The sequence below is a fragment of the Pantoea sp. Mb-10 genome (genome assembly GCF_021272205.1).
Taxonomy (GTDB): domain Bacteria; phylum Pseudomonadota; class Gammaproteobacteria; order Enterobacterales; family Enterobacteriaceae; genus Pantoea.
Map to the genome: position 1 here is coordinate 214,451 of NZ_JAJSDX010000007.1, position 22,380 is coordinate 236,830.

Here is a 22,380-nt window from a genome sequence, read left to right on the forward strand (position 1 = left end):
CTAGCCTTCGTCAGGAGGGTTAACGCGTAGATCTCCAGCATCGGCGTCACTTTTTTGGCATACTTATTCTGGACAACCTCACGACAGGACGCATTGTGAAATATTTGCTGATTTTTCTGGTGGTTTTGGTCATTTTTATCATCTCCGTGACGCTCGGCGCGCACAATGATCAAATCGTCACTTTCAACTATCTCTTGGCTCAGGGCGAATTTCGCATCTCTACGCTGCTGGCAAGCCTGTTTGGCGTCGGCTTCCTGCTGGGATGGGCTATCTGCGGACTCTTTTGGTTAAAAGTGCGCGTGTCGCTTGCTAACGCCCAACGCAAACTAAAACGTATGCAGGCCCAAAATGAACAGGCGAGTACCGCTTCCACTGTGACTGTCGGTCGTCAGGACTAAGCGCTAATGCTTGAATTGTTGTTTCTGCTTCTGCCTGTTGCTGCAGCCTATGGTTGGTACATGGGGCGTCGTAGTGCGCAACAGGATAAGCAACAGGAAGCGAACAGGCTGTCACGTGAATACGTTGATGGCGTCAACTTCCTTCTTTCCAATCAGCAAGACAAAGCCGTAGAGCTCTTCCTTGATATGCTCAAGGAAGACAGCGGGACAGTAGAAGCGCACCTTACCTTGGGCAATCTTTTCCGTTCTCGCGGAGAAGTCGATCGCGCGATTCGCATCCACCAATCCCTTATGGAAAGTGCTTCCCTGAGCTATGAGCAACGGCTGCTCGCGATCCAGCAGCTTGGACGGGATTATATGGCGGCGGGCCTTTACGATCGCGCCGAGGATATGTTTGTCCAATTGATTGAAGAAACGGATTTTCGGGTGGGGGCGCTGCAACAGCTGCTGCTGATTCATCAAGCCACCAGTGAGTGGCAGAAGGCGATTGAAGTCGCTGAGAAATTAGTCAAACTTGGCAAAGACAAGCAGAAAGGGGAAATTGCGCACTTCTACTGTGAGCTCGCGCTGCAGGCATTAAGCAGTGATGCATTGGATCGTGCAATGCAGCTGCTAAAAAAAGGTGAATCAGCACAACCACAAAGTGCGCGCGTATCCATCATGATGGGACGCATTTTGATGGAGCAGGGCGAGTATGCTAAGGCCGCTGACCGCCTTAAAAAGGTGCTGGAGCAGGATAAAGAGCTCGTCAGCGAAACGCTAGCGATGCTTGAAACCTGCTATCAGCGTCTTGAACAACCGGAAGAATGGGCGCGGTTTCTTGAGCGCTGCGTAGATGAAAACACCGGTGCGGCAGCCGAACTCTATCTTGCGGATATTCTTGAGCAGCAGCAAGGGCCAGAGGCCGCTCAACTTTACATCAATCGGCAGCTGCAGCGTCATCCTACCATGCGTGTGTTCCATCGCCTGATGGATTTCCACCTGCATGAAGCCGAAGATGGCCGCGCCAAAGAGAGTCTCATGGTGTTGCGCGATATGGTCGGCGAGCAAATTCGCACCAAGCCGCGCTACCGCTGCCAAAAATGCGGGTTCACGGCGCATGCGCTTTACTGGCATTGCCCATCCTGCCGTACGTGGTCGTCGGTTAAGCCTATTCGCGGCCTGGACGGCCAATAACGCCTCGCAACGCTGAATCAGCGACGCGTTTGCGTCCTTTGTAGTTACAACATACTATAAAGCTGGAAATATCACGTAGAGTAAAGCAACTGTGCAGATAGCGCTTAACAGCAAAGCAGGCGCGCAGATTGTTGTTGAGCGGCGGTGCAGGTAGAATGCATGCCGCTTGTCCATTGCGCCTGCGGGTGCCCGCTTTGAGGAAACGTCATGCCTGTAACCACTTCGCCCATTTTAGTGGCACTCGATTACCACGATCTCAACGACGCGCTGCGCTTTGTGGAACGCATCGACCCACGCCAGTGTCGCCTGAAAGTTGGCAAAGAGTTGTTCACGCTTTTTGGACCAGCGGCCGTAAAAGCACTGCATGAGCGGGGTTTTGACGTTTTTCTCGATTTGAAATTCCACGATATCCCTAACACCTGCGCGCATGCCGTCGCGGCAGCGGCGGACTTAGGCGTCTGGATGGTGAACGTACATGCCAGCGGTGGTGCACGCATGATGCGTGCAGCAAAAGAAGCGTTGCAACCCTATGGCAACGACGCACCCTTGCTGATTGCCGTTACCGTGCTCACCAGCATGGATCAGGAAGACTTAACAGGACTGGGCATTACGCTGACGCCTGCGCAACAAGCTGAAAAGTTGGCGCGTCTCACTCAGCAGTGCGGATTAGATGGTGTTGTATGTTCTGCTCAGGAAGCCGCACATTTCAAAAGCGTGTTTGGTCAGGATTTTGCCCTTGTTACGCCAGGTATTCGCCCAACCGGCAGTGATGCCGGCGACCAGCGTCGTATCATGACGCCGGAACAGGCTCGACGTGCTGGGGTCGATTACATGGTGATTGGCCGTCCGATCACCCAATCGCCCGACCCCGCCGCTGCGCTGCAAACAATTTTGTCCAGTCTTGAGGAGGTGTGATGGGTCAGGACAATCGGTTAGTCTACTCCACCGAAAGCGGGCGGATTACGGAAAAAGAGGTACAAGCGCCCCGTCCAAAAGGGGATGGCATCGTGCGTATTCAGCGCCAAACCAGTGGACGTAAAGGGAAGGGGGTATGCCTGATAACGGGTCTCGATCTTGATGACGCCGCGCTGAACAAACTGGCAGCTGAATTGAAGAAAAAATGTGGCTGCGGCGGTGCGGTAAAAGAGGGCGTTATAGAAATTCAGGGTGATAAGCGAGATTTGCTTAAGACGCTGTTGGAAGCGCACGGTATGAAAGTCAAACTTGCCGGTGGATGAGACAGTGCGGGCCGCAAAATCTGCGGCCCGTTATTAACAATACCCTACGCTGCGTAGTCGAATCATTATTTTAATGGACCTGATGGCCGATGATGCCACCGACTGCTGCGCCACCCACGGTGCCGAGTGCGCTGCCGTTGGTCAGCACGGAGCCACCAATTGCGCCTGCGCCCGCGCCAATCGCAGTATTGCGATCCCGCTTCGACCAGTTAGAACATCCACTTAACGCCACAACCAAAGTGGTCGCTAACACTGCGGCAGTCAAACGCTTCATTGTTGTTGTCATACACTTTCTCCTTGATTGTTCTTTCAGAGGCAACGCTACAATTATAGATGCAAAGCTCTGAATTACGCCGTCGGCTCGCCAAAACGCACATATCTTTACCGTATTGCACAACGTCTGATATGCACCGGGCGTACCAAGCCAACGTTGAGCTCAGTCTAAACGCTGTCGCGGTTATCCGAAGATAGAAAACTCTGAATTCACAGCGCAATTCTCATTCATTAGCCACTTTCCGCTGCCTTTACAGCCATTCCCTCCATAACGTTTTTTACGCCTGCTCCGCACAATTTAGACTCTTACGTTCAGGAGAAAAATCATGCTGGAGCAGCTTAAGCAGCAGGTGCTGGAGGCCAATCTCGATCTGCCTCGTTATAATCTTGTGACTTTTACTTGGGGTAACGTGAGCGCTATCGATCGCGAGCGCGGGCTTCTGGTGATTAAACCCTCAGGCGTAAAATACGAGAAAATGCAACGGGATGACATGGTGGTTGTAGAGGTGGAGAGCGGCAAGGTTGTTGAAGGCGGGCTAAAACCCTCATCTGACACGGCCACGCACCGGGCGCTCTATCTCGCCTGGCCTGAGGTTGGCGGGATCGTTCATACGCACTCACGTCACGCCACTATTTGGGCGCAGGCGGCGCGAGACCTCATCGCGTTGGGGACCACCCACGCTGACGACTTTTACGGTACGATCCCCTGCACGCGCAGCATGCAGCAAGACGAAATTGAGCAACAGTACGAATGGAATACCGGGCAAGTGATTATTGAAACCTTTGCTCATCGTGGCATCCAACCTTCCGCTGTCCCTGCGGCGCTGGTGCATTCACATGGGCCTTTTGCCTGGGGTAAAGATGCTGACGCCGCTGTCCACAGTGCGGTGGTCCTCGAGGAAGTCGCGTATATGGCGCTCCATACCGCGCAGCTGCACGCGGAGCTAAAACCTATTTCCCAATCCTTGCTCGATCTTCACTACCTGCGTAAGCATGGCAAAAATGCCTGGTATGGGCAGAATTGATCCTCATTCGCTCACGAAGCGCCCGCGAGGCGCTTTTTTTATGCCACGGTTGCCGATCGTTGGGTGAGCCGCTAGCTGGCACCTTTTAAGCGCTGCCGAGAGTGCGGATGGTTGCCGAAAGGGGCCACCGTTTTACCCCATGAGCGCGACCGCCAGGGCGCTCTCTCGTTGTCACGTGGGTGCGCGTGCTCATCTCACTGCCTTGCTATTTACGACGCGTTAAGCAATCTCAAGTGGCGCTGGCACAACGCGCTGCCATTAAGTAAGCCCGCTAATCGATCCTCGACGGTCGGGTCGGGGATCTCTCTGGATTTTGCTTTATAAATCAATCTCTCATTTGGTCTGGCCTCTCTCTGGATTACGCTGGTAGGGCGTATAACGCATCACATAAACAGAGGATGAGACCATGACAGTTATTAACCAACCCACTTGCAGATTATTCACCGAAGCTGGCCAGACGACGCAGTTGGCCGCCTATTATGAAGAAGGACGCCGCACCATGTGGATGATGCTGCGCGCGCAACCCCGGCCCAGTTTCAACCATGAATTAATCGAGGAGATCATGAATCTGAGCTACGCCGCTCAGCGCTCCGGCCTGCCCATTGATTTCTGGGTCACGGGCTCGCTGGTACCGCAAATGTTCAATGCCGGCGGCGATCTGCGATTTTTCGTCGAGTGCATACGCAATAATCGGCGTGAAGCTCTGCGTGCCTATGCACGGGCGTGCGTTGACTGCATTCACGCCGCGGCACGCGGGTTTGATACCGGCGCGGTCACGCTGGCGATGATAGAGGGCAGTGCACTGGGCGGAGGCTTTGAAGCGGCGCTGGCGCACCATTTTATTTTGGCGCAGAACAGCGCGCGTATGGGATTCCCGGAAATTGCGTTCAACCTGTTTCCCGGTATGGGGGGCTACTCTCTGGTGGCGCGTCGTTCGGGCATGAAGCTGGCGGAAGAGCTGATCTGTGAAGGTGAGTCCCACAGCGCAGAGTGGTTTGAGACCCGCGGTTTGGTGGACAAGGTGTTTCAACCGGGAGAAGCCTATCGTACTACGCGGACCTTTATCGATACACTGCGTCCCAAGCTAAATGGCGTGCGCGCCATGCTTAAAGCGCGACAGCGCGTACTGCAGCTGTCGCGTGCTGAGCTCATGGATATTACGGAGGATTGGGTAGATTACGCCTTCACGCTCGAACCCAAAGACATTGCATACATGGAGCGCCTGGTCCAATTGCAAAATCGGCACAGTGCCGCGTTGCGTAAAGCCGGATAATCACGCGCGCAGTTAAACGCGGGCAGGATGCTTTAGCCAATGCCCGAGCTGTTCCGCGGGCATTGGCCTTGCGTAATAATAACCCTGACGTTCATCTACGCCGTTTGCGATCACAAAGGCTTCTTCCGCTTCGGTTTCAATACCTTCGGCGATCACCTGCAACTCCAGGGCTTTCGCCACCGCCACAATAGCCCGTACCAGCGATTGCGACACCGGTTGTTCATTAACATTGCGGATAAAACTTTGATCCAGCTTAATGGCATCCAGCGGGACGCGCGTGAGCTGTGAGAGCGAGGAGTAACCCGTGCCAAAATCATCGAGGTGCACTTGCGCACCCAACTCACGAAACTGTTTCATCAGCGTGAGCGCACCCGCTTCATTCTCAATCAGGCAGCTTTCTGTGAGTTCAACATCAATCGGACAATCGGACAGGCCCGCATCCATCAGGGCCTGCTTTAAGTCGCTGAAGATGCTCTGGTCGATGAGCTGCCTGGCGGACACATTGACTGCCACGCGCAGAAAAATGCCTTCGCTTCGCCACTGTATGATCTGCTTAAGCACGCTAAGCATTACCCAACGTCCGAGAGGCACGATCAACCCCGACTCTTCTGCATAGGCGATAAAGTCACCGGGAGGGATTAATCCGCGCTCGGGAGAGTTCCAACGCACCAGGGCCTCTGCACTGCGAACGCGGCCATCGCTATCCAGTTTTGGCTGATAGTGCACAATCAGGTGATCGAGCTCCAGCGCTTTGCGCAAATTGGTATCCAGCCATAAATACTCGAAGACCCGCTGATTCATTTCGCTGGCAAACACGCAAAATTTGCCGCGACCATTTTCCTTGGCGTGGTACATCGCCGTGTCCGCATTGCGAATCAGGCTTTCACGATCGTCGCCGTGGAGCGGGGCGATCGCGATACCCAGCGAGCAACCGCTGTAAACTTCGATCAAACCAATGCGGAAAGGCTGGCGAAGCCGCTCCAGGATGCGTGAAGCCATGGCTTCCAGCGCCGCCTGGCTAGTGTGTTCTGCCAGCACTAAAAACTCGTCGCCGCCTAAGCGGGCCAGCGTTTGATTTTTGTCGAGGCAGCTGAGAATGGCCAGTGAAACCGCCTGCAACAGCTGATCGCCAAACATGTGACCATAGGCGTCATTCACCTTCTTGAAGTTATCCAGATCCAGATAAACAATGCCGGTGTGATCGCCGTTGGCCTGTTGCAGTGCCAGACCTATCTGTTGATGAATTGCGTTACGATTAGGCAAACCGGTCACAGTATCGGTATTGGCAAGCACCCGGAGACGCTCTTGAGCGCGTCGCTCCTCGGTAATGTCGGTACCGGAACAGATGAGGAAAATTTCATTTTTCCCACTGCCGCTGTGGACAAACTTATTACGAAACAGAAACAGTCGCTGTCCCTTTTGGGTTTTAACCCAGCGCTCAACTTCATAGGCGTTACCGTCACGAAAAAAACCGGTGACGTTACGGCGCGACGCTTGCGCTTCCTGGCGCGTCATAAATAACTGAAAGACATTGCGACCGATAACTTCTTGCTCTTTTAGCCCGGTATACTCTTCACTGAGGCGATTAAAGCGCTGGATGTTGCCGCGCTGATCGAGAATCACAATGACCGAGTTGGCTTCGGAGACCACCTGTTCCGCAAACGATAATCCCAGCGTCAGATCGCGCGCCACTGAGGCGGTGTCTCCCCACGCCGACGCGGTGCCGGCCCAGGTTGCTTGATTCACCTTACGGCCGACAAAATGCATCGCCACTGGCGTGCCACGCAAGGAAAGCGTCAGGTTAATACTTGATGTAATGACGGTCATGGCGCGCAGCATACTGGCTTGTGCGGGGGTGAGGGGAACCGCGAGATTGGTATTAGCGCTTTCATCTTCGGCAAAATGCAGCGCATCGCTATCCGAGGTTAATCGCCAATGAGGGCTAGTGGTGCCAAACAGCGCATATAGCAACGTTTGCCCTTGTTCATCGGTCATCTAAATCTCCTCCGGGGAGTGCTCAACGTGCGGGATCTCATTATTTTAGCAACAGTATTCAACCTCCTGCATTAGCACAAGGTACAAAAAGAATATATTTTTGTTTTCATTAAAGAATGGCACGAAAAAGCCCCGGAAAACCGGGGCGCTAGCTGGACCTAACAAGGGCATTTACCGAGCTTGCCTGGCTGGCTCGGAAAGCGTGCCTCAAGGCAATAACGGTGATAGGCGCGTTCGTCCATCGGCGGATGTTCCGGATGCTGTTCACGCATATGCTTAAGGTAGGTTTGATAATCGCCTACACCTACCATTAAACGGAAACTCTGTTGCAGGCCCTGCCACAGTCTCCACCAGCGTGGACGCGCAGGTGCATCGATTGCTTTCCGCAGCAGGGTGCAGGCGTAGATTTGCCAGGGGCCCTGCGGGCGCGGCGTGCGAAATATTGTCTCAGACACGGCGCACCTCCTTGCGTAGCGCAATTTCCGATTCGTGCGTGGTGGGCTGTGTGCTACGCAGCGCGCGCCGGATCACGAAGAAGGCCGCGACCAGCATCGTTACCGCCACCAGCATAAAGAATGCGCACAGCGCAGCGTTGATCTGATTGCTGAACACAATGGTTTGCATGTCAGCCACAGATTTAGCCGGGGCAATGACCACGCCGTCCTCAATGCCTTTGCGGAACTTGTTGGCCTGCGCAAGGAAGCCAATCGCCGGCTTCTCGTGGAAAATTTTCTGCCAGCCGGCCGTCATCGAGGTAATAAACAGCCACGCGGTCGGTAGGATGGTCACCCAGGCATAACGCTGTTTTTTCATCTTGAACAGCACAACGGTGCCGAGGATCAGTGCCATTGACGCCAGCATTTGGTTGCCGATGCCAAACAGCGGCCAGAGCGTATTAATCCCGCCCAAGGGATCAACCACGCCCTGATAGACAAAAAAGCCCCAGCCCGCCACCGCGACGGTGGTACCGGCCATGTTGCCCAGCCAGGAACGGTTGTTAGCCAACGAAGGCACAACGGTACCGACCAAATCCTGCACCATAAAACGGCAGGCGCGGGTACCGGCGTCAACCGCCGTCAGGATAAACAGGGCCTCAAACAGAATGGCGAAGTGATACCAAAAAGCCATCATGGCGCGACTGTTAAACACGTCGGTAATGATATGTGCCATGCCCACTGCAAACGTCGGCGCGCCGCCCGCCCGCGAAAGAATGGTACTTTCACCCACTTCGCCAGCAATCCCGCTCAGCATCTCCGGCGTGACCACGAAGCCCCAACTGTTTATGGCCTGTGAGGCGCTCTCAACCGTGGTGCCAATCAGCGCGGCAGGCGCGTTCATCGCAAAATACACGCCGGGGTCGAGCACCGAGGCGCAGATCAGCGCCATGATGGCGACAAAGGATTCCATCAGCATCGCGCCATAACCAATCACGCGGATATGGCTTTCACGCTCGATCAATTTGGGCGTGGTGCCGCTGGAAACCAGCGCATGGAAGCCCGAGATCGCGCCGCAGGCAATCGTAATAAACAGGAAGGGAAACAGCGAGCCCGCAAATACCGGACCGGTGCCATCAATAAACTTGGTGACGGCCGGCATTTTCAATTCAGGCATGGCAAAGACGATGCCGATTGCCAGGCCAATAATTACGCCAATTTTGAGAAACGTTGACAGATAATCGCGCGGCGCCAGCAGCAGCCAGACCGGCAGCGACGAGGCCACAAAGCCGTAAATCACCAGCACCCCTGTGAGCTCAGTGCCTTTCAGCGTGAACAGCGGGCCCCAATAAGGATCGGCAGCCACGTTACCGCCGTAGATAATCGCGGCCATCATGAGCACAAAGCCAATAAGCGACACTTCTGCGATTTTTCCCGGACGCAAAAAGCGCATGTACACGCCCATAAAAAGCGCAATCGGAATGGTTGCCGCAATGGTGAACAGGCCCCACGGACTGTTTGCCAGCGCCTTCACCACCACCAAGGCCAACGCCGACAGGATGATGATCATTACGCCGAGCGCGCCCAGCATGGTCACAACGCCCGCGAACGATCCCAGCTCCTGCCGCGCCATCTCACCGAGTGAGCGTCCATCACGGCGGGTTGAGATAAAGAGCACTAAGAAATCCTGCACCGCACCCGCCAGCATTACGCCAATCAGAATCCACAGCGTGCCGGGCAGAAAGCCCATCTGCGCGGCGAGAATCGGCCCGACCAGCGGGCCCGCCCCGGCGATGGCGGCAAAGTGATGGCCAAACAGCACCCATTTATTGGTGGGCACATAATCCAGCCCATCATTGAGACGCTCCGCCGGGGTAAGCCGGCGATCGTCAAGTTCAAAAATACGGTGAGCAATAAAGAAGCTGTAAAAGCGATAGGCGATGCTGTAGCAAGCCACGGACGCAATCACCAGCCACACCGCATTGACGTGCTCGCCGCGGTTGAGGGCCAGCATGGCAAACGCACCCGCACCAATTAACGCCACCGCTAACCAGATCATCCTGGTTTTGACGTTGTTCATGAGATAACTCCTTGTAGGGACCGGAAAAAGGCGATCGAATACAACAAGTTAAAAGTAATGTAATGAATTGTTAACAACAGCGAATCGGGTCAGAAGTGTGAAGCAGAAAGCAAATTTAATGACGCGGGGAAAGAAGGGAGAAGAAAAGGGCAAGATAACCGCAGTTACCTTGCCTTTTTTACGCTTAGGCAGCGGGACGGGCGACCACGCTGCGGGTTTCCATGCGCACTTCGGCAATGGTGACGTTTATTGTATCCGTGACGCGATACACCACGTCACCTTTGATCTGCACGGTGCCGCTTTCCTGCGAGCACACCAACTCGTCACGCACCGCATGGATAAACGGCGCCGGAATAAACGCCACCGCACCGTTTTCCAGCAGGCGCACGCGCATGCCGCCGCGCGAAACGTCAATGATCTCCGCGCTGAAGGTGCGATCGGTGCCAGCAAACGGTGCGAGGAAGCGGGCATAGAGCCAGTCACCCACATCGCGTTCAGCCATGCGGTTGAGGCGACGACGCTCACTCATAATGGTGGTCAGTTCGTCAGCCGGGCGCGCAATGGTGTCGCCGCGTACAATGGCCTTCAGCAGGCGATGGTTAATCATGTCGCCAAACTTACGGATCGGTGAGGTCCAGGTCGCATAGGCTTCCAGACCAAGACCAAAGTGTGGGCCAGGTTCGGTGCCGACTTCGGCGAAACTTTGGAAGCGACGAATACGGCTGTCGAGATATTGCGTAGGCTGCGCGTCTAGCGCACGGCGCAGTTGACGGAACCCTTCCAGCGTCGTGATCGCCTGCGCATCCACGGTAATCCCGTGTCCTGCCAGCACCCCTGCGGCCTGTTCAGCGTTGGCTAAATCAAAGCCGCTGTGCAGGTTGTAAATGCCAAAGCCCAGCTTCTCCTGCAGCACGGTTGCCGCACAGACGTTTGCCAGAATCATGGCTTCTTCGACGATGCGGTTAGCGATACGGCGGGGCTCAGCAAGGATATCCAGCACTTCGCCTTTTTCACCCAGGACAAAGCGATAGTCGGGGCGATCTTTGAACACCAGCGCATGCGTCTGACGCCATTCGCTGCGCGCCAGGCACAGACGATGCAGCAGGCGAATCTGCTCGGCGATAGCCGGACTCTGCGGTTCCCAGCTGCCGCTGTTTTCCAGCCAGTCTGAGACCTCGTCGTACACCAATTTGGCCTTGGATTCGATCCAGGCGGCAAAGAAATGCACGTCGTCAGCGACACTGCCGTCGGGCAGGACCGTGACGCGACACACCAGCGCAGGGCGTCGCACCAGCGGGCGCAGCGAACAGACGTCGTCAGACAGTTCACGTGGCAGCATTGGAATATTGAAACCGGGCAGATAGTTGGTGAAGGCGCGTTTGGCCGCCACCTTATCCAGCTCGCTGCCTGCGGCCACGTAGGCAGTAGGATCGGCGATAGCGATAGTCAGCAGCAGATTGCCTTCGGCGGTCGGTTCAACATAGAGCGCATCGTCCATGTCTTCCGTGCTGGCACTGTCGATGGTCACAAAATTCAGCGCCGTCAGGTCTTCACGCTGCAGATTTTCATCCAGCATGTCAGTGAAGGCGACGTTCGGTGCTTCACGCTCCAGATTATGGCGGGACAGCGTGACCCACCAGGGTGCCAAAGGGTCGTCTGCAGTGACGATGAATTCGGTGAGTTCGGCATAAAAACCACGGTCACCCTTGAGCGGATGACGGCGCATCTCTGCCACTGCCCAATCTCCGTTCTGGAAATCGTGCGTGACGCCACGCGCCGCGCGGCAGGGAATGGCGTCTTTCAGCAGAGGGTGATCGGGAACGATTGACAGACGGTCATCTTTTTTCTGTACGCGGCCAACAAAACGGGCAAGGAACGGCTCAATCAGGGCTTCCGGCTCGGCACTTTCGCGATCTTTATCGGTATGGATCACCGCGGTGATGCGATCGCCGTGCATGACTTTTTTCATCTGCGGCGGAGGAATGAAATAACTCTTCTGTGCATCCACTTCAAGGAAGCCAAACCCTTTTTCGGTGCCTTTCACTACGCCTTCCGCGCGCGGCGTCTGCGCGTGAAGTTTCTCTTTAAGCTGCGCGAGCAGCGGATTATCCTGGAACATAATAAATTTCGTTTCGTGGCCTAAGAGCGGTGGACAGTTTTACGCGAATCGGCCGCGCGCGGCAAGGCCAAAACGGGGTAAAAGGCCGCTTTAAACGGCTTTTTACCCCGGGTTAACAGCTGGGCTTAGGCGATGCGTTGCGCAGGCGCAGCGGCAGAAAGCGCCAGTTTCACCGGCACCGATTTGGAGGTCGGTGTGCCGCTGACATCACCGTAGCTTGACAGGGGAACCAGCGGATTCGTCTCAGGATAATAGGCGGCAAGGTTGCCGCGCGGGATATCATACGGCACAAGCTTAAAGCCGCTGACGCGACGCGTTAGCCCGTCGTTCCACAGCGTTTCGATGTCAACCAGCTGGCCTTCACTAAAGCCGAGTGCCGCCATATCCTCGGGATGAATAAACACCACTTCACGCTGGCCATACACGCCGCGGTAGCGATCGTCGAGACCATAAATGGTGGTGTTGTACTGATCGTGAGAGCGCAGCGTTTGCAACGTGAACGGCACGTCAACATCTTGACCCAATTGAGGGAACAGCGAATCCGGCAGGGCGGCGGCACTGAACTCGGCGCGCTGAGAAGGCGTATTGAACCGCAGCTCAGCGGCGGCATTTCCCAAATAGAATCCGCCGGGAATATCACATTTGACGTTGAAATCGGCAAAGCCGGGAAGGGTCGCAGCGATGTGATCGCGGATGACGTTATAGTCCGCCGCCATGCCAAGCCAATCAATGCTATCGCTACCCAGCGTGGCATGCGCAATGCCCGCCACAATTGCCGTTTCAGAGCGCTGGGTGTCGGCCAGGGGAATGCCAACGCCTTCTGAAGCGTGCACCATGCTGAAGGAGTCCTCGACCGTGACAAACTGGTTGCCGCTCGCCTGACGATCGCGCTCGGTACGCCCGAGCGTAGGTAAAATCAGGCCTTCGTGACCCGGAACCAAATGGCTACGGTTCAGCTTGGTGCTGATGTGCACGGTCAAGCCGCAATGCTGAAGCGCCGCTTCGGTAATGGGGGAATCCGGCGCCGCCGCGGCGAGGTTGCCGCCCAGCGCAATCAACACTTTCACTTCGTCACGCAGCATGGCGCCCAGCGCCTCAACGGTGTTATGACCCACGTTACGTGGCGGTTCGAAGTTGAAGCGGGCGCCCAGCGCATCCAGGAAAGGCTTGCTCGGCTTCTCATCGATGCCCATGGTGCGGTTGCCCTGCACGTTACTGTGACCGCGTACCGGGCACAGGCCCGCGCCTTTTTTACCCAGCTGACCAAACAGCAGTTGCAGGTTAACAATCTCGCGAACGGTATCTACCGAGTGCTTGTGCTGGGTAATGCCCATCGCCCACGTCACAATCACGCGCTCCGAATGTTGATAAATTGTGGCTGCTTCGCGGATCTGCGCTTCGCTTAATCCGGATTGCTGTACAATGTGTGCCCACGAGGTGTTGTCCACCGCCGTCAGGTAGGCTTCGACGCCTTGCGTATTGGCGTCAATAAAGGCTTGATCAAAAATGCCCGCTTCTCCCGCAGCGAGGCGCGCACGCTGGATCTCCAGCAACGCTTTGACCATGCCGCGCACCGCCGCCATATCCCCCCCTAAGTTGGGTTGGTAATAGGCAGAGCTGATGGTGCCCGCTTTGGACGTCACTACTTCCAGCGGTTTCTGCGGATCGGCAAAGCGCTCCAGGCCACGTTCGCGCAGCGTGTTAAACGTGACGATTTTGGCACCGTGATCGGCGGCGTGGCGCAGGCTGTGCAGCATGCGCGGATGGTTGGTGCCGGGATTCTGCCCCAGCACGAAGATGGCATCTGCGTGGTCAAAATCATCCAGGCGAATGGTGCCCTTCCCAACGCCAATACTGCGTTTTAGGCCAGCGCCGCTCGCTTCATGGCACATATTTGAACAGTCAGGGAAATTGTTGGTGCCCATGACGCGACCAAACAGCTGATAAAGCCATGAGGCTTCGTTGCTGGCGCGGCCAGAGGTGTAAAGCTCCAGCTGATCCGGGTGGGTCATGGCGTTCAGGTGTTGAGCAATCAGCGCAAACGCATCATCCCAGCTTATCGGCTCGTAGTGATCAGTTTCGCTGTTGTAGCGCATCGGATGCGTTAAACGGCCCTGATATTCGAGGAAGTAATCGCTCTGCTGATACAGCGTACTCACACTGTGTTTAGCAAAAAATTCGGGCTCCACCACGCGGCGAGTGGCTTCCCATGTCACCGCTTTGGCGCCGTTTTCGCAAAAGCTGAATGTGCTTTTGTTGTCATCGCCCCAGGCACAACCCGGGCAATCGAACCCGCGCGCTTTGTTCATACGCATCAGGTTACGCATATTTTTCAGGGCGGCTTTGCTGTCAAACACGAAACGGGTGGTCGCTTCCAGCGAGCCCCAACCGCCGGCGGCGGCGCGATAAGGTTGGATCTTACGTTTAAATTTCATAGTGAGTGCAGGCTTATTGTTTATGAATTGTTATCAGAGTATGACGCTAATGGGTAAGGAGTGTGCGACTGCGTGCAAACGTTGTCTAATTGATTGACTTAATGGTGCGATAGCTGGCGTTTATCGCTCGCCGCCGCTAAAGCGTGACCCACCTCTTAGTTTTCGGCACATTGCAGCGCACCTTGATATGCTGCGGCGATAACTGGCTAATAATTGCTCTTTCAGACCTTGAGAGGAGCGCCGCATGAAGCACCTTGCCAGCCAAGTCCACGCCTTCGGTAAAGCGTTAATGATGCCCATTTCTGTTATTGCCGCTGCCGGTATTTTTCTCGGTCTTGCCGCCGCGATGCAAAACCCCGCCGTCACCGGTGATGCTTTTGCCAACATGCAGGTGCCGCAGCTGATCATTGGGTTTATTCGCAAGGTGGCGGGTGCGCTGTTTGCCAACTTACCGCTGTTTTTCGCCGTGGCCAGCGCTATCGGGCTGGCGAAGGCGGAAAAGCCTACCGCGGCCTTTGCCGCCGTGATTGGCTATCTCGCCATGAACGTCGGGATCAGCGCAACGCTGGCGGCCAAAGGCTTAACCGCAGCCACCACCACACCGGCCGCGCTACAGCAGGCCGGCATGGACCAAACCACCGCGATGATGACGTCAGCGGAGTACATCAATATGCTCGGCGTCTTTACTTACAACATGAGCGTGCTCGGTGGGGTCATTGCCGGTCTGATCACCGTGGCATTGCATAATCGGTTCTATACCCAGCAGCTGCCCGCGGCAATCGGCTTTTTTGGCGGGCGCCGCTTTGTGCCCATCGTCACCGTGGTCGTGCTGCCGCTGGTGGGCGTGCTATTAGCGCTGATCTGGCCCACGGTGGGGGCTGGCATTGCGTGGGTCGGGCAAATGATCGGCAAAAGCGGCCAGTATGGTGCGTTCTTACTCGGCAGCGGCGAACGCCTGCTGATCCCCACCGGACTGCACCATATTCTCAATGAGACCGTGCGTTTCACGCCTATTGGCGGCATGGCGACGGTAGACGGGCAAACCATCGTGGGCGCACTCAATATTTTCAACACGTCGCTGACGCACCCCGGCGCCATACCCGATGGCACGGTGCGTAATGCCACGCAGTTTCTGGCGCAGGGGAAAATTCCGGTGATGATGTTTGGCTTGCCCGCCGCTGCGCTGGCCATCTACCACACCGCGCGGCCGGAGCATAAGGCGCGCGTTAAGGCTTTAGTGCTGGCCGGTGCCTTGACCTCATTTACCACGGGGATCACAGAGCCCCTGGAGTTTTGTTTTATCTTTGTTTCACCGCTGCTGTATCTGCTGCACGCGCTGCTGACCGGGCTGTCGTTTATGCTGATGTCGATGCTGCATCTGATGATTGGCAATGTGCAGGGCGGCGCTATCGATCTGGTGGTGTTTGGCATCCTGGGCGGCAGTAAAACGCACTGGTGGTGGACGATTGCGCTGGGTGTGGTTTACGCCCCCATTTACTACTTTGCCTTTCGCTTCATCATCACGCGCATGCAAGTGGAAACACCGGGACGCGAATCCGAAGAGCCCACCCAAGCCGCAGTGGTTTCTGCCGATGAGCGCACGCAGGTGATTATCAGCGGGCTAGGCGGCGCAAATAATATCGAAGACGTTGATTGCTGTTTTACCCGCCTGCGGGTGCGGGTGAAAGTGATGAAAGAGGTCGTGGATCAAACCTTACTTAGCACGGGCGCACAGGGGGTTAATCGCGTCAGCGACCACGATGTGCAGGTGATTTACGGCCCGCAGGTCGAAAAGATCGCCAGCGAGGTAAAACAGACGCTGGGCGTGGCTTGATGACATGGCGCACACTTTTTTAAGGTGAATTTAAGATCCGGTGCAGCTCGGCCGATTATCTAAAGTGCCCCTTCAAGAGCTAAGCCATTGCGAGTGCCGGAGATAAGCGCCGGGTGGGGCGATATCTTATTGATGGCCGCGCGATTCCGCCTTAATCGCGCCAGCCAAAGCCCTTAAAAAGGTCCACGAAGGCGCGTGCTGTTTGTTAACATGGCGCGTTCCTCACGTCACGGTGGATGCAAAAATCGATATCAAGCAGCTTATTTACCTCTGCAATTTGGAGCGCGAACGCCACTTTGGCCGCGCGGCAGAGGCCAGTTTTGTCAGCCAGCCAACCCTCTCCATGCGCCTTAAAAACCTGGAGCGTGAGCTGGGCCTTTCGCTGATCAACCGCAGCAACAACTTTGACGGTTTTACGCCTGAAGGCGAACGCGTACTGACGTGGGCGCGCGAAATTGTTTCGGTGTACCAGGGGCTAAAGCTGGAAGTCGAGTCGCTGAAGCATGGCGTCAACGGGACGTTACGATTAGGCGTCATGCCGCAGTGCAGCGTTGCGCTGCCTGTGCTGCTAAAAGCCGTGGAAGGGCGCTATCCGCAACTTGATTATCGCATCACCGCCATGAGCGCCGATCGGTTACTCGAGGCGTTAAACAGCCATACGGTGGATGGGGGGATCGGTTTCTTTGAACTCACCTCACTGCGGGAGCTGCACTTCCAGACCGCGCTGCTCAACGATCGCGGCGTTGAGGCCATCTTTCATCCTGACGTTTTCCCGGCGCTCGCTGCACAGTCCACTCTGACGCTCAGCGCACTGGCAGCGCATCCGCTCTGCCTCGCGGAGCAGACGCGCTATTTTCGCCGCTATCTTGATAGCCAGCTGCGCGAAACGGGCACGACACCGCGAATTATCGTAGAGAGTGCCTCGATTACCCAGCTACTGCAAAGTGCGCACGTGGGGCTGGGCGTTATGGTTTCACCCTGCGGCCATCTTCTGCCGGAAATGCTACAGCACCTGGTGCGCCGCCCCATTGAGATGGCGCCCATGGGACGACAGGCCGCGTTGGTGATTGCCGAGCCGGGCCGCGCGTCTCCGCTGGCGCAGCATTTCTTTGATGAGGCGCGCGCGCACCTGCCTGACTAAGGCGTTTCCGTCAGCGCCATCAAAAGACGATCTTGCCAGTTCGCCAGCGCGATCGCGTGCAATAACCCAAAGAGACGTTCATTCTCCCAGCCTGCGTTGTGCAGCGGCTGGAGATGCGCGGCGCTAAATCGCTCAGGCAGTCGCGTGAGCTGCGCGCTTACCGCAATGACCGGCTGCGTCTGCGCCGCCAGGTCGACGTCTTCCAGCAACGCTTCACGCCAGTCACCGGCTCGGCGGGTAAAGTTACCGTGGCAGCCCAATATGCGCGCGCTCACGGCCTGCGCCAGGATAGCGTCGTCTCCTTGAGGGGCCTGCTCCATGAGCGCGACCCATGTGCTCAACACCGCGGCGTCGTGCAACAAGATCCCCAGCGCAGGCGCCACATCGGCATGGTTGAGGCACCGCGTTGCAGCGGCGTGCTGTGCGCTGCTGGCATAGCGCGGTTCTACCGCCTGGATAACGGCTTGCCCGAAATGGTCCGGTGTAAACCGCGCAGGCTGGGCATCCGGTGCGGGCGTAACGCCAGGGATCCAGCGCACCGGTAGCGCGATCATCGCCTGCAGCGCGGCAACGACTCGCGCCTGATAGCTGACAAACCCCACCACGTGATTAAGGGTAACAATGTCCGGTTCGGTTAACCCGACGGCATCCAGCGCCGCGACGCTGTGTCCAGTGATCAATGCCGGCTGCATCGCAAGCTGACGGGCATACTGCGTAATTTGCGTCAGGCGATTGTTGCTCTCGCGCGAAGAGTCCGGGCCGGGTAAGGGATTGAGGCGCGCCGAATAGTGGTTGCACAAGCGCTGCACCCCTGCCACCTGCGCAACCGTCAGCGCGGTACTTAAGCGATCGTAAAGCGTTAGCGTGTGCGTCAATGAAGCGTTGAGCGTATCGGGAAACAGAAGCTGACTGAGCGTGCGGGCAGCGTGCAGGGCCGGTTCAAACGATACAAAAAGTGAGGCGAGGGTGCAGGCTTCCTGCTGTAAACCTAATAAAAAACGATCGTCGATATGTGCGGCTTCAGGCACCAATGGCGCACAGGCGAGGGTGTCGGGGCGAGTCTGGCTTTCATAAAACCAGTGATCGTGGCCGGCAGAACGGCGTGGTTCCATGGTCATTCCTTGCACAATAAACGGACCTGGCAAGCGGCGGTTAACGCTGAAAAGAGACATTACCAGGCGTGGGCTGGCTTATCGTCGCTGAACCACGGGCTGTGGCAAAAGAATGAAGGGGAATAATTAATAGCGTGGGGATATAAGACGGCAAAAGAAAAAGGCGAGCGCGCGGCTCGCCTTCATCACTTATTTCAGTTCCAGCTCGTTCATCGCGGCGATGCTAAAGCCGCCATCAACGTGAACCACTTCACCGGTGATGCCACCCGCCAGGTCGGAACACAGGAAGGCCGCTGAGTTGCCTACGTCTTCGATGGTCACGGTGCGACGAATGGGGGTGACCGCTTCGCAATGCGCCAGCATTTTACGGAAGTCTTTAATGCCTGATGCAGCCAGAGTACGAATTGGACCGGCAGACACGGCGTTAACGCGTACGCCTTCCGGGCCCATTGCATTCGCCATATAGCGCACGTTGGCTTCCAGTGATGCTTTCGCCAGACCCATAACGTTGTAGTTCGGGATCGCACGTTCTGCACCCAGATAAGAGAGGGTCAGCAGCGCGGCGTTAGGGTTCAGCATCGCCCGGCACTCTTTGGCCATCGCGACGAAGCTGTATGCGCTGATGTCATGGGCAATTTTAAAGCCTTCACGGGTCACCGCGTTCACATAATCCCCGTCCAGCTGATCGCCAGGCGCGAAACCGATAGAGTGAACGAAACCGTCAAATTTTGGCCAGGTTTTTGCCAGCTCGGTGAACAGCGCAGTAATGCTCTCGTCTTCCGCAACGTCGCACGGCAGAACAATGTCTGAACCCAATTCTTTAGCAAACTCTTCCACACGACCTTTCAATTTGTCGTTTTGGTAGGTGAAAGCCAGCTCTGCGCCCTGTTTGTGCATTGCCTGTGCAATACCGTAGGCAATGGAGAGTTTACTGGCAACGCCAGTAATCAGAATGCGCTTACCGGAAAGAAAACCCATAGCTGTAATCCTTATGGTCATTGTTGTTGGCGGTCGCGATGATTAAAAAGTAGGCGACCGACGTTAATCGACGTGCGGATTCTAGCACGTCTAAGACAAATACGGTAAACCGCCGCGTTAAAGCGACTTTCGCCAGGCTTCTGCCGTCAGGGCTTCACCGAAATGGCTGGCGATCAGGCGGCGGGTGAGGTCGTGCAGCGGCGACGCCAGCACATCGGCAGTGCCGCCGCGCTCAACCACTTCGCCCTGATGCATCACCAGCACTTGATCGCTGATGTGCTTCATGATGCCAAGATGCTGCGTGACATAAATATAGGCAATGCCGTGCTTCTCCTGCAGCTCCAGCATCAAGTTAACCAGCTGCGATCGCATGGTCATATCCAGGGACGCCAGCGCTTCATCGGCGACAATCACTTTCGGTTGCAGGATCAGCGCGCGCGCCAGCGCAAGGCGCTGCTTTTGTCCCGGTGCCAGCATATGCGGATAGTAGCCGGCGTGATCGCGCAGCAGGCCGACCTGCCGCAGCGTCGCAATAATGCGTTTTTCCCGCGCCTCGTCATCTAGGTCGGTATTCAGGCGCAGCGGGAAATCCAGGATCTGACTGACGCGCTGGCGCGGATTAAGCGAGGTGGAAGGATCCTGAAAAATCATGCGAATGCGCTGGCTGCGATAGCCATAATCCCCGTAGGCGAGAGGATGGTCATCGATGACGATCTCGCCCTCGCTCGGCGCGACCATGCCGCTAAGCATTTTGGCCAGCGTGGATTTGCCAGAGCCGTTTTCGCCAATAATCGCCAGCGTTTGCCGCTCGCGCAGGGTAAAGCTGACGTGCTTGACCGCTTCCACGTGCTGGCGACGGAACAGGCCGGTGCGGTAGCGATACGTTTTACTCAAATTGCGCACTTCGAGCAGCGTTTCCACGGTTACTGCTCCTCCATATTAAGCGGGAAATGGCAGGCGAACAGATGCGATTTACTGCCGCTGAGGCGGGGCGTTTCCACGCATTTACGCTGCGCGTAAGGACAGCGCGGGCCGAGTCGACAGCCAATCGGCAGGTGCTCAAGCGTGGGAATGGCGCCGGAAAGCGTGTTCAAACGACTTTTATGCGGCAGCGCGCTGCCAAAATCGGGCATCGCCCGAATAAGCGCCTGCGTGTAAGGGTGGTGCGGCTGCTCCATCAACACCTCGCTGTTAGCGCTCTCCACAGTTTGTCCGCAGTACATCACGTTAATCCGGTTCGCCCAGCGGCTCATGGTGCGCAGATCGTGACTGATCAACAAAATCGTCGTGTTGTTGTTTTGATTCAGGCGGCTGAGCAAGCGGAAGATTTGCGCCTGGGTGGTCGGTTCCATCGCGTTCGTGGGTTCATCGGCGATCAACAGCCGCGGCTGATTGGCAAGCGCAATGGCAATCATCACTTTTTGACACTCGCCCTCGGTTAACTCGTAGGGAAAGCTGCGCATGATATCTTTGTGGTCCTTGATTCCCACCCGGTGCAGCAGCTCTATCGCCCGCGCTTTGCGCCAGAACCAAAAACGTTGATACCAGCGCCCTTTAAATGTCCAACCCGGGATCGCCTGCATCAGTTGACGCCCCACGCGCTCGGAGGGATCCAGGCAGGATTGCGGCTCCTGAAAGATCATTGAGACATTGTGGCCGATGATGCGACGGCGCTCGCGCGGCGAGAGGCGTAGCAAATCAATATCGTCAAATACCATGCGGTCAGCGGTGATGCGCCAGTTGTCTTTAGTCACCCCACAAATGGCTTTGGCCACCAGGCTTTTACCCGAACCGGATTCGCCCACCAAACCGCGCACTTCGCCTTCGCTCAGCGTCAGGTTGATGCGATCAACGGCCTTGACCGGCCCGTCGCTGGTCATGAACTCAATGGTCAAATTACGAATATCAAGCAGCGGCATTATTCAATCCCCGCTTCAACTGCGCGACGGACACCGTCGCCGAGTAAATTGACCACCAGCACGCTGATCATCAGGGCGGCGCCTGGCAGCATCACCGTCCAGGGCGCAACATAAATCAGCTCCAGCGCATCTCCCAGCATTGCGCCCCATTCCGGCGAGGGGAGCTGCGCGCCCAGGTCGAGAAAACCCAGCGCAGCAATATCCAGAATCGCCATAGAGAGCGAGCGCGTGAGCTCACTGACCAGCAGCGGCAGCACGTTGGGCAGCACCGCGTTCCACAGAATATTGAAGTTACGCGCGCCATCAAGGCGCAGCGCAACCACGTACTCTTTTTCCATTTCGTCATGCACGGCGGTGTAAATCTCACGCACCAGGCGCGGGATGAGGGCCAAAAATACCGCTAACATGGCATGCTCCAGACGCGGCCCCAGAAATGCCACCACGATAATGGCCAGCAGCAGAGAAGGCAGCGAAAGCAGGGTATCAAGAATGTGGTTCATCACCGCTGAGCGTATCCCTTGCGTAATGCCGGCTAGCACGCCCAGGATCAGGGCGCACAGCGCGGCAAGCAGCGTCACCAGCAGCGCCGACCCCACGGTTGGCGCCACGCCGTTGAGCAGGCGGCTCAATACATCGCGCCCCAAATCGTCCGTGCCCAGGAAGAACGACACGTCGCCATAGCGTGACCAGGAAGGGGGGAGCAGCTGGTAGCCAAGAAACTGCTGATCGATACCGTAGGGCGCCAGCAGGCCGCCAAACAGGCACAAAAACAGCAGCAGGCCAAAGCTGTACAGGCCAATCATTCCGCTGGTATCGCGATAAAACCGCTGCCAAAACAGGCGAAAAGGCGAGGGCAGTTTTTTTTCTGCGTAGACAGTATCAAAAGGCATAGTCAATCGCTTGTCGTGGGGTTAAGGGCGCGCGGGCGGCGTTCATACCGTTTGTCATTG

General features: G+C 56.4%; 19 protein-coding genes. 8 read left to right on the forward strand and 11 right to left on the reverse strand.

Annotated elements, in window-relative coordinates; translation table 11 throughout:
* The first annotated feature begins 95 nt into the window (after positions 1-95).
* The 4 genes from LU196_RS15945 (at position 96) to yciH (ending at position 2,812) form a co-directional block, all read left to right on the forward strand.
* Positions 96-398, forward strand: coding sequence for a LapA family protein (locus tag LU196_RS15945; RefSeq protein WP_232759952.1), 303 nt, complete (start codon positions 96-98; stop codon positions 396-398).
* A 6-nt stretch (positions 399-404) separates the two neighbouring features.
* Positions 405-1,574 carry a lipopolysaccharide assembly protein LapB gene (gene lapB, locus LU196_RS15950; RefSeq protein ID WP_232759953.1) on the forward strand — a complete coding sequence of 390 codons (1,170 nt, stop codon included), beginning with the start codon at positions 405-407 and terminating at the stop codon, positions 1,572-1,574.
* Between the two features lie 207 nt (positions 1,575-1,781).
* Complete coding sequence (gene pyrF / locus LU196_RS15955; RefSeq protein WP_232759954.1) at positions 1,782-2,489, forward strand: orotidine-5'-phosphate decarboxylase; 708 nt, start codon at positions 1,782-1,784, stop codon at positions 2,487-2,489.
* Positions 2,489-2,812: a stress response translation initiation inhibitor YciH gene (yciH, locus tag LU196_RS15960; RefSeq protein WP_232759955.1), complete on the forward strand. Its 324-nt coding sequence runs from the start codon at positions 2,489-2,491 to the stop codon at positions 2,810-2,812. The genes pyrF and yciH overlap by 1 nt, the downstream gene beginning before the upstream one ends.
* Positions 2,813-2,882: 70 nt before the next feature.
* On the opposite strand, the gene osmB is transcribed toward yciH, so the two are convergent.
* Entirely contained in the window at positions 2,883-3,098 is a 216-nt protein-coding gene (osmB, locus tag LU196_RS15965) for an osmotically-inducible lipoprotein OsmB (protein ID WP_232759956.1), read from the reverse strand.
* A gap of 313 nt (positions 3,099-3,411) precedes the next feature.
* Here osmB and araD point away from each other — a divergent pair, with 313 nt between their 5' ends.
* Both araD and LU196_RS15975 read left to right on the forward strand, forming a co-directional pair.
* Positions 3,412-4,110, forward strand: a complete 699-nt coding sequence (gene araD / locus LU196_RS15970; protein ID WP_232759957.1) for an L-ribulose-5-phosphate 4-epimerase — start codon at positions 3,412-3,414, stop codon at positions 4,108-4,110.
* A gap of 406 nt (positions 4,111-4,516) precedes the next feature.
* Positions 4,517-5,383 carry a crotonase/enoyl-CoA hydratase family protein gene (locus LU196_RS15975; RefSeq protein ID WP_232759958.1) on the forward strand — a complete coding sequence of 289 codons (867 nt, stop codon included), beginning with the start codon at positions 4,517-4,519 and terminating at the stop codon, positions 5,381-5,383.
* A 12-nt stretch (positions 5,384-5,395) separates the two neighbouring features.
* Here LU196_RS15975 and pdeR read toward each other — a convergent pair whose 3' ends face one another.
* From pdeR to LU196_RS16000, 5 genes are all read right to left on the reverse strand, one after another.
* Positions 5,396-7,378 carry a cyclic di-GMP phosphodiesterase gene (gene pdeR / locus LU196_RS15980; protein WP_232759959.1) on the reverse strand — a complete coding sequence of 661 codons (1,983 nt, stop codon included), beginning with the start codon at positions 7,376-7,378 and terminating at the stop codon, positions 5,396-5,398.
* Between the two features lie 158 nt (positions 7,379-7,536).
* A complete protein-coding gene (locus LU196_RS15985) occupies positions 7,537-7,833 on the reverse strand; it encodes a YbdD/YjiX family protein (protein WP_232759960.1) in 297 nt (98 codons plus the stop codon).
* Entirely contained in the window at positions 7,826-9,892 is a 2,067-nt protein-coding gene (locus LU196_RS15990) for a carbon starvation CstA family protein (protein ID WP_232759961.1), read from the reverse strand. Before LU196_RS15990 ends, LU196_RS15985 begins: the two co-directional genes overlap by 8 nt.
* Positions 9,893-10,076: 184 nt before the next feature.
* Positions 10,077-12,011, reverse strand: coding sequence for an exoribonuclease II (locus LU196_RS15995; protein WP_232759962.1), 1,935 nt, complete (start codon positions 12,009-12,011; stop codon positions 10,077-10,079).
* A 125-nt stretch (positions 12,012-12,136) separates the two neighbouring features.
* The gene (locus LU196_RS16000) at positions 12,137-14,446 is read right to left on the reverse strand and encodes an FdhF/YdeP family oxidoreductase (RefSeq protein WP_232759963.1); all 2,310 of its coding nucleotides are present in this window, start codon (positions 14,444-14,446) and stop codon (positions 12,137-12,139) included.
* Positions 14,447-14,690: 244 nt separating this feature from the next.
* On the opposite strand from LU196_RS16000, the gene LU196_RS16005 reads away from it, so the two are divergent.
* Positions 14,691-16,280 carry a PTS transporter subunit EIIC gene (locus LU196_RS16005; RefSeq protein WP_232759964.1) on the forward strand — a complete coding sequence of 530 codons (1,590 nt, stop codon included), beginning with the start codon at positions 14,691-14,693 and terminating at the stop codon, positions 16,278-16,280.
* A 244-nt stretch (positions 16,281-16,524) separates the two neighbouring features.
* Entirely contained in the window at positions 16,525-17,421 is an 897-nt protein-coding gene (locus tag LU196_RS16010) for a LysR family transcriptional regulator (RefSeq protein ID WP_232760093.1), read from the forward strand.
* Here LU196_RS16010 and LU196_RS16015 read toward each other — a convergent pair.
* The 5 genes from LU196_RS16015 to sapC form a co-directional block, all read right to left on the reverse strand.
* Positions 17,418-18,533: an oxidoreductase gene (locus LU196_RS16015; protein WP_232759965.1), complete on the reverse strand. Its 1,116-nt coding sequence runs from the start codon at positions 18,531-18,533 to the stop codon at positions 17,418-17,420. The two genes, LU196_RS16010 and LU196_RS16015, sit on opposite strands and share 4 nt — an antisense overlap.
* A gap of 189 nt (positions 18,534-18,722) precedes the next feature.
* Positions 18,723-19,511 carry an enoyl-ACP reductase FabI gene (fabI, locus tag LU196_RS16020; RefSeq protein WP_021505963.1) on the reverse strand — a complete coding sequence of 263 codons (789 nt, stop codon included), beginning with the start codon at positions 19,509-19,511 and terminating at the stop codon, positions 18,723-18,725.
* A gap of 117 nt (positions 19,512-19,628) precedes the next feature.
* Positions 19,629-20,432 carry a putrescine export ABC transporter ATP-binding protein SapF gene (sapF, locus tag LU196_RS16025; RefSeq protein ID WP_232759966.1) on the reverse strand — a complete coding sequence of 268 codons (804 nt, stop codon included), beginning with the start codon at positions 20,430-20,432 and terminating at the stop codon, positions 19,629-19,631.
* Positions 20,433-20,434: 2 nt separating this feature from the next.
* On the reverse strand, positions 20,435-21,430 hold the full coding sequence (sapD, locus tag LU196_RS16030) for a putrescine export ABC transporter ATP-binding protein SapD (protein WP_232759967.1): 996 nt from the start codon (positions 21,428-21,430) through the stop codon (positions 20,435-20,437).
* Positions 21,430-22,320, reverse strand: a complete 891-nt coding sequence (gene sapC / locus LU196_RS16035) for a putrescine export ABC transporter permease SapC (protein ID WP_232759968.1) — start codon at positions 22,318-22,320, stop codon at positions 21,430-21,432. The genes sapD and sapC overlap by 1 nt, the downstream gene beginning before the upstream one ends.
* Positions 22,321-22,380 lie beyond the last annotated feature (60 nt).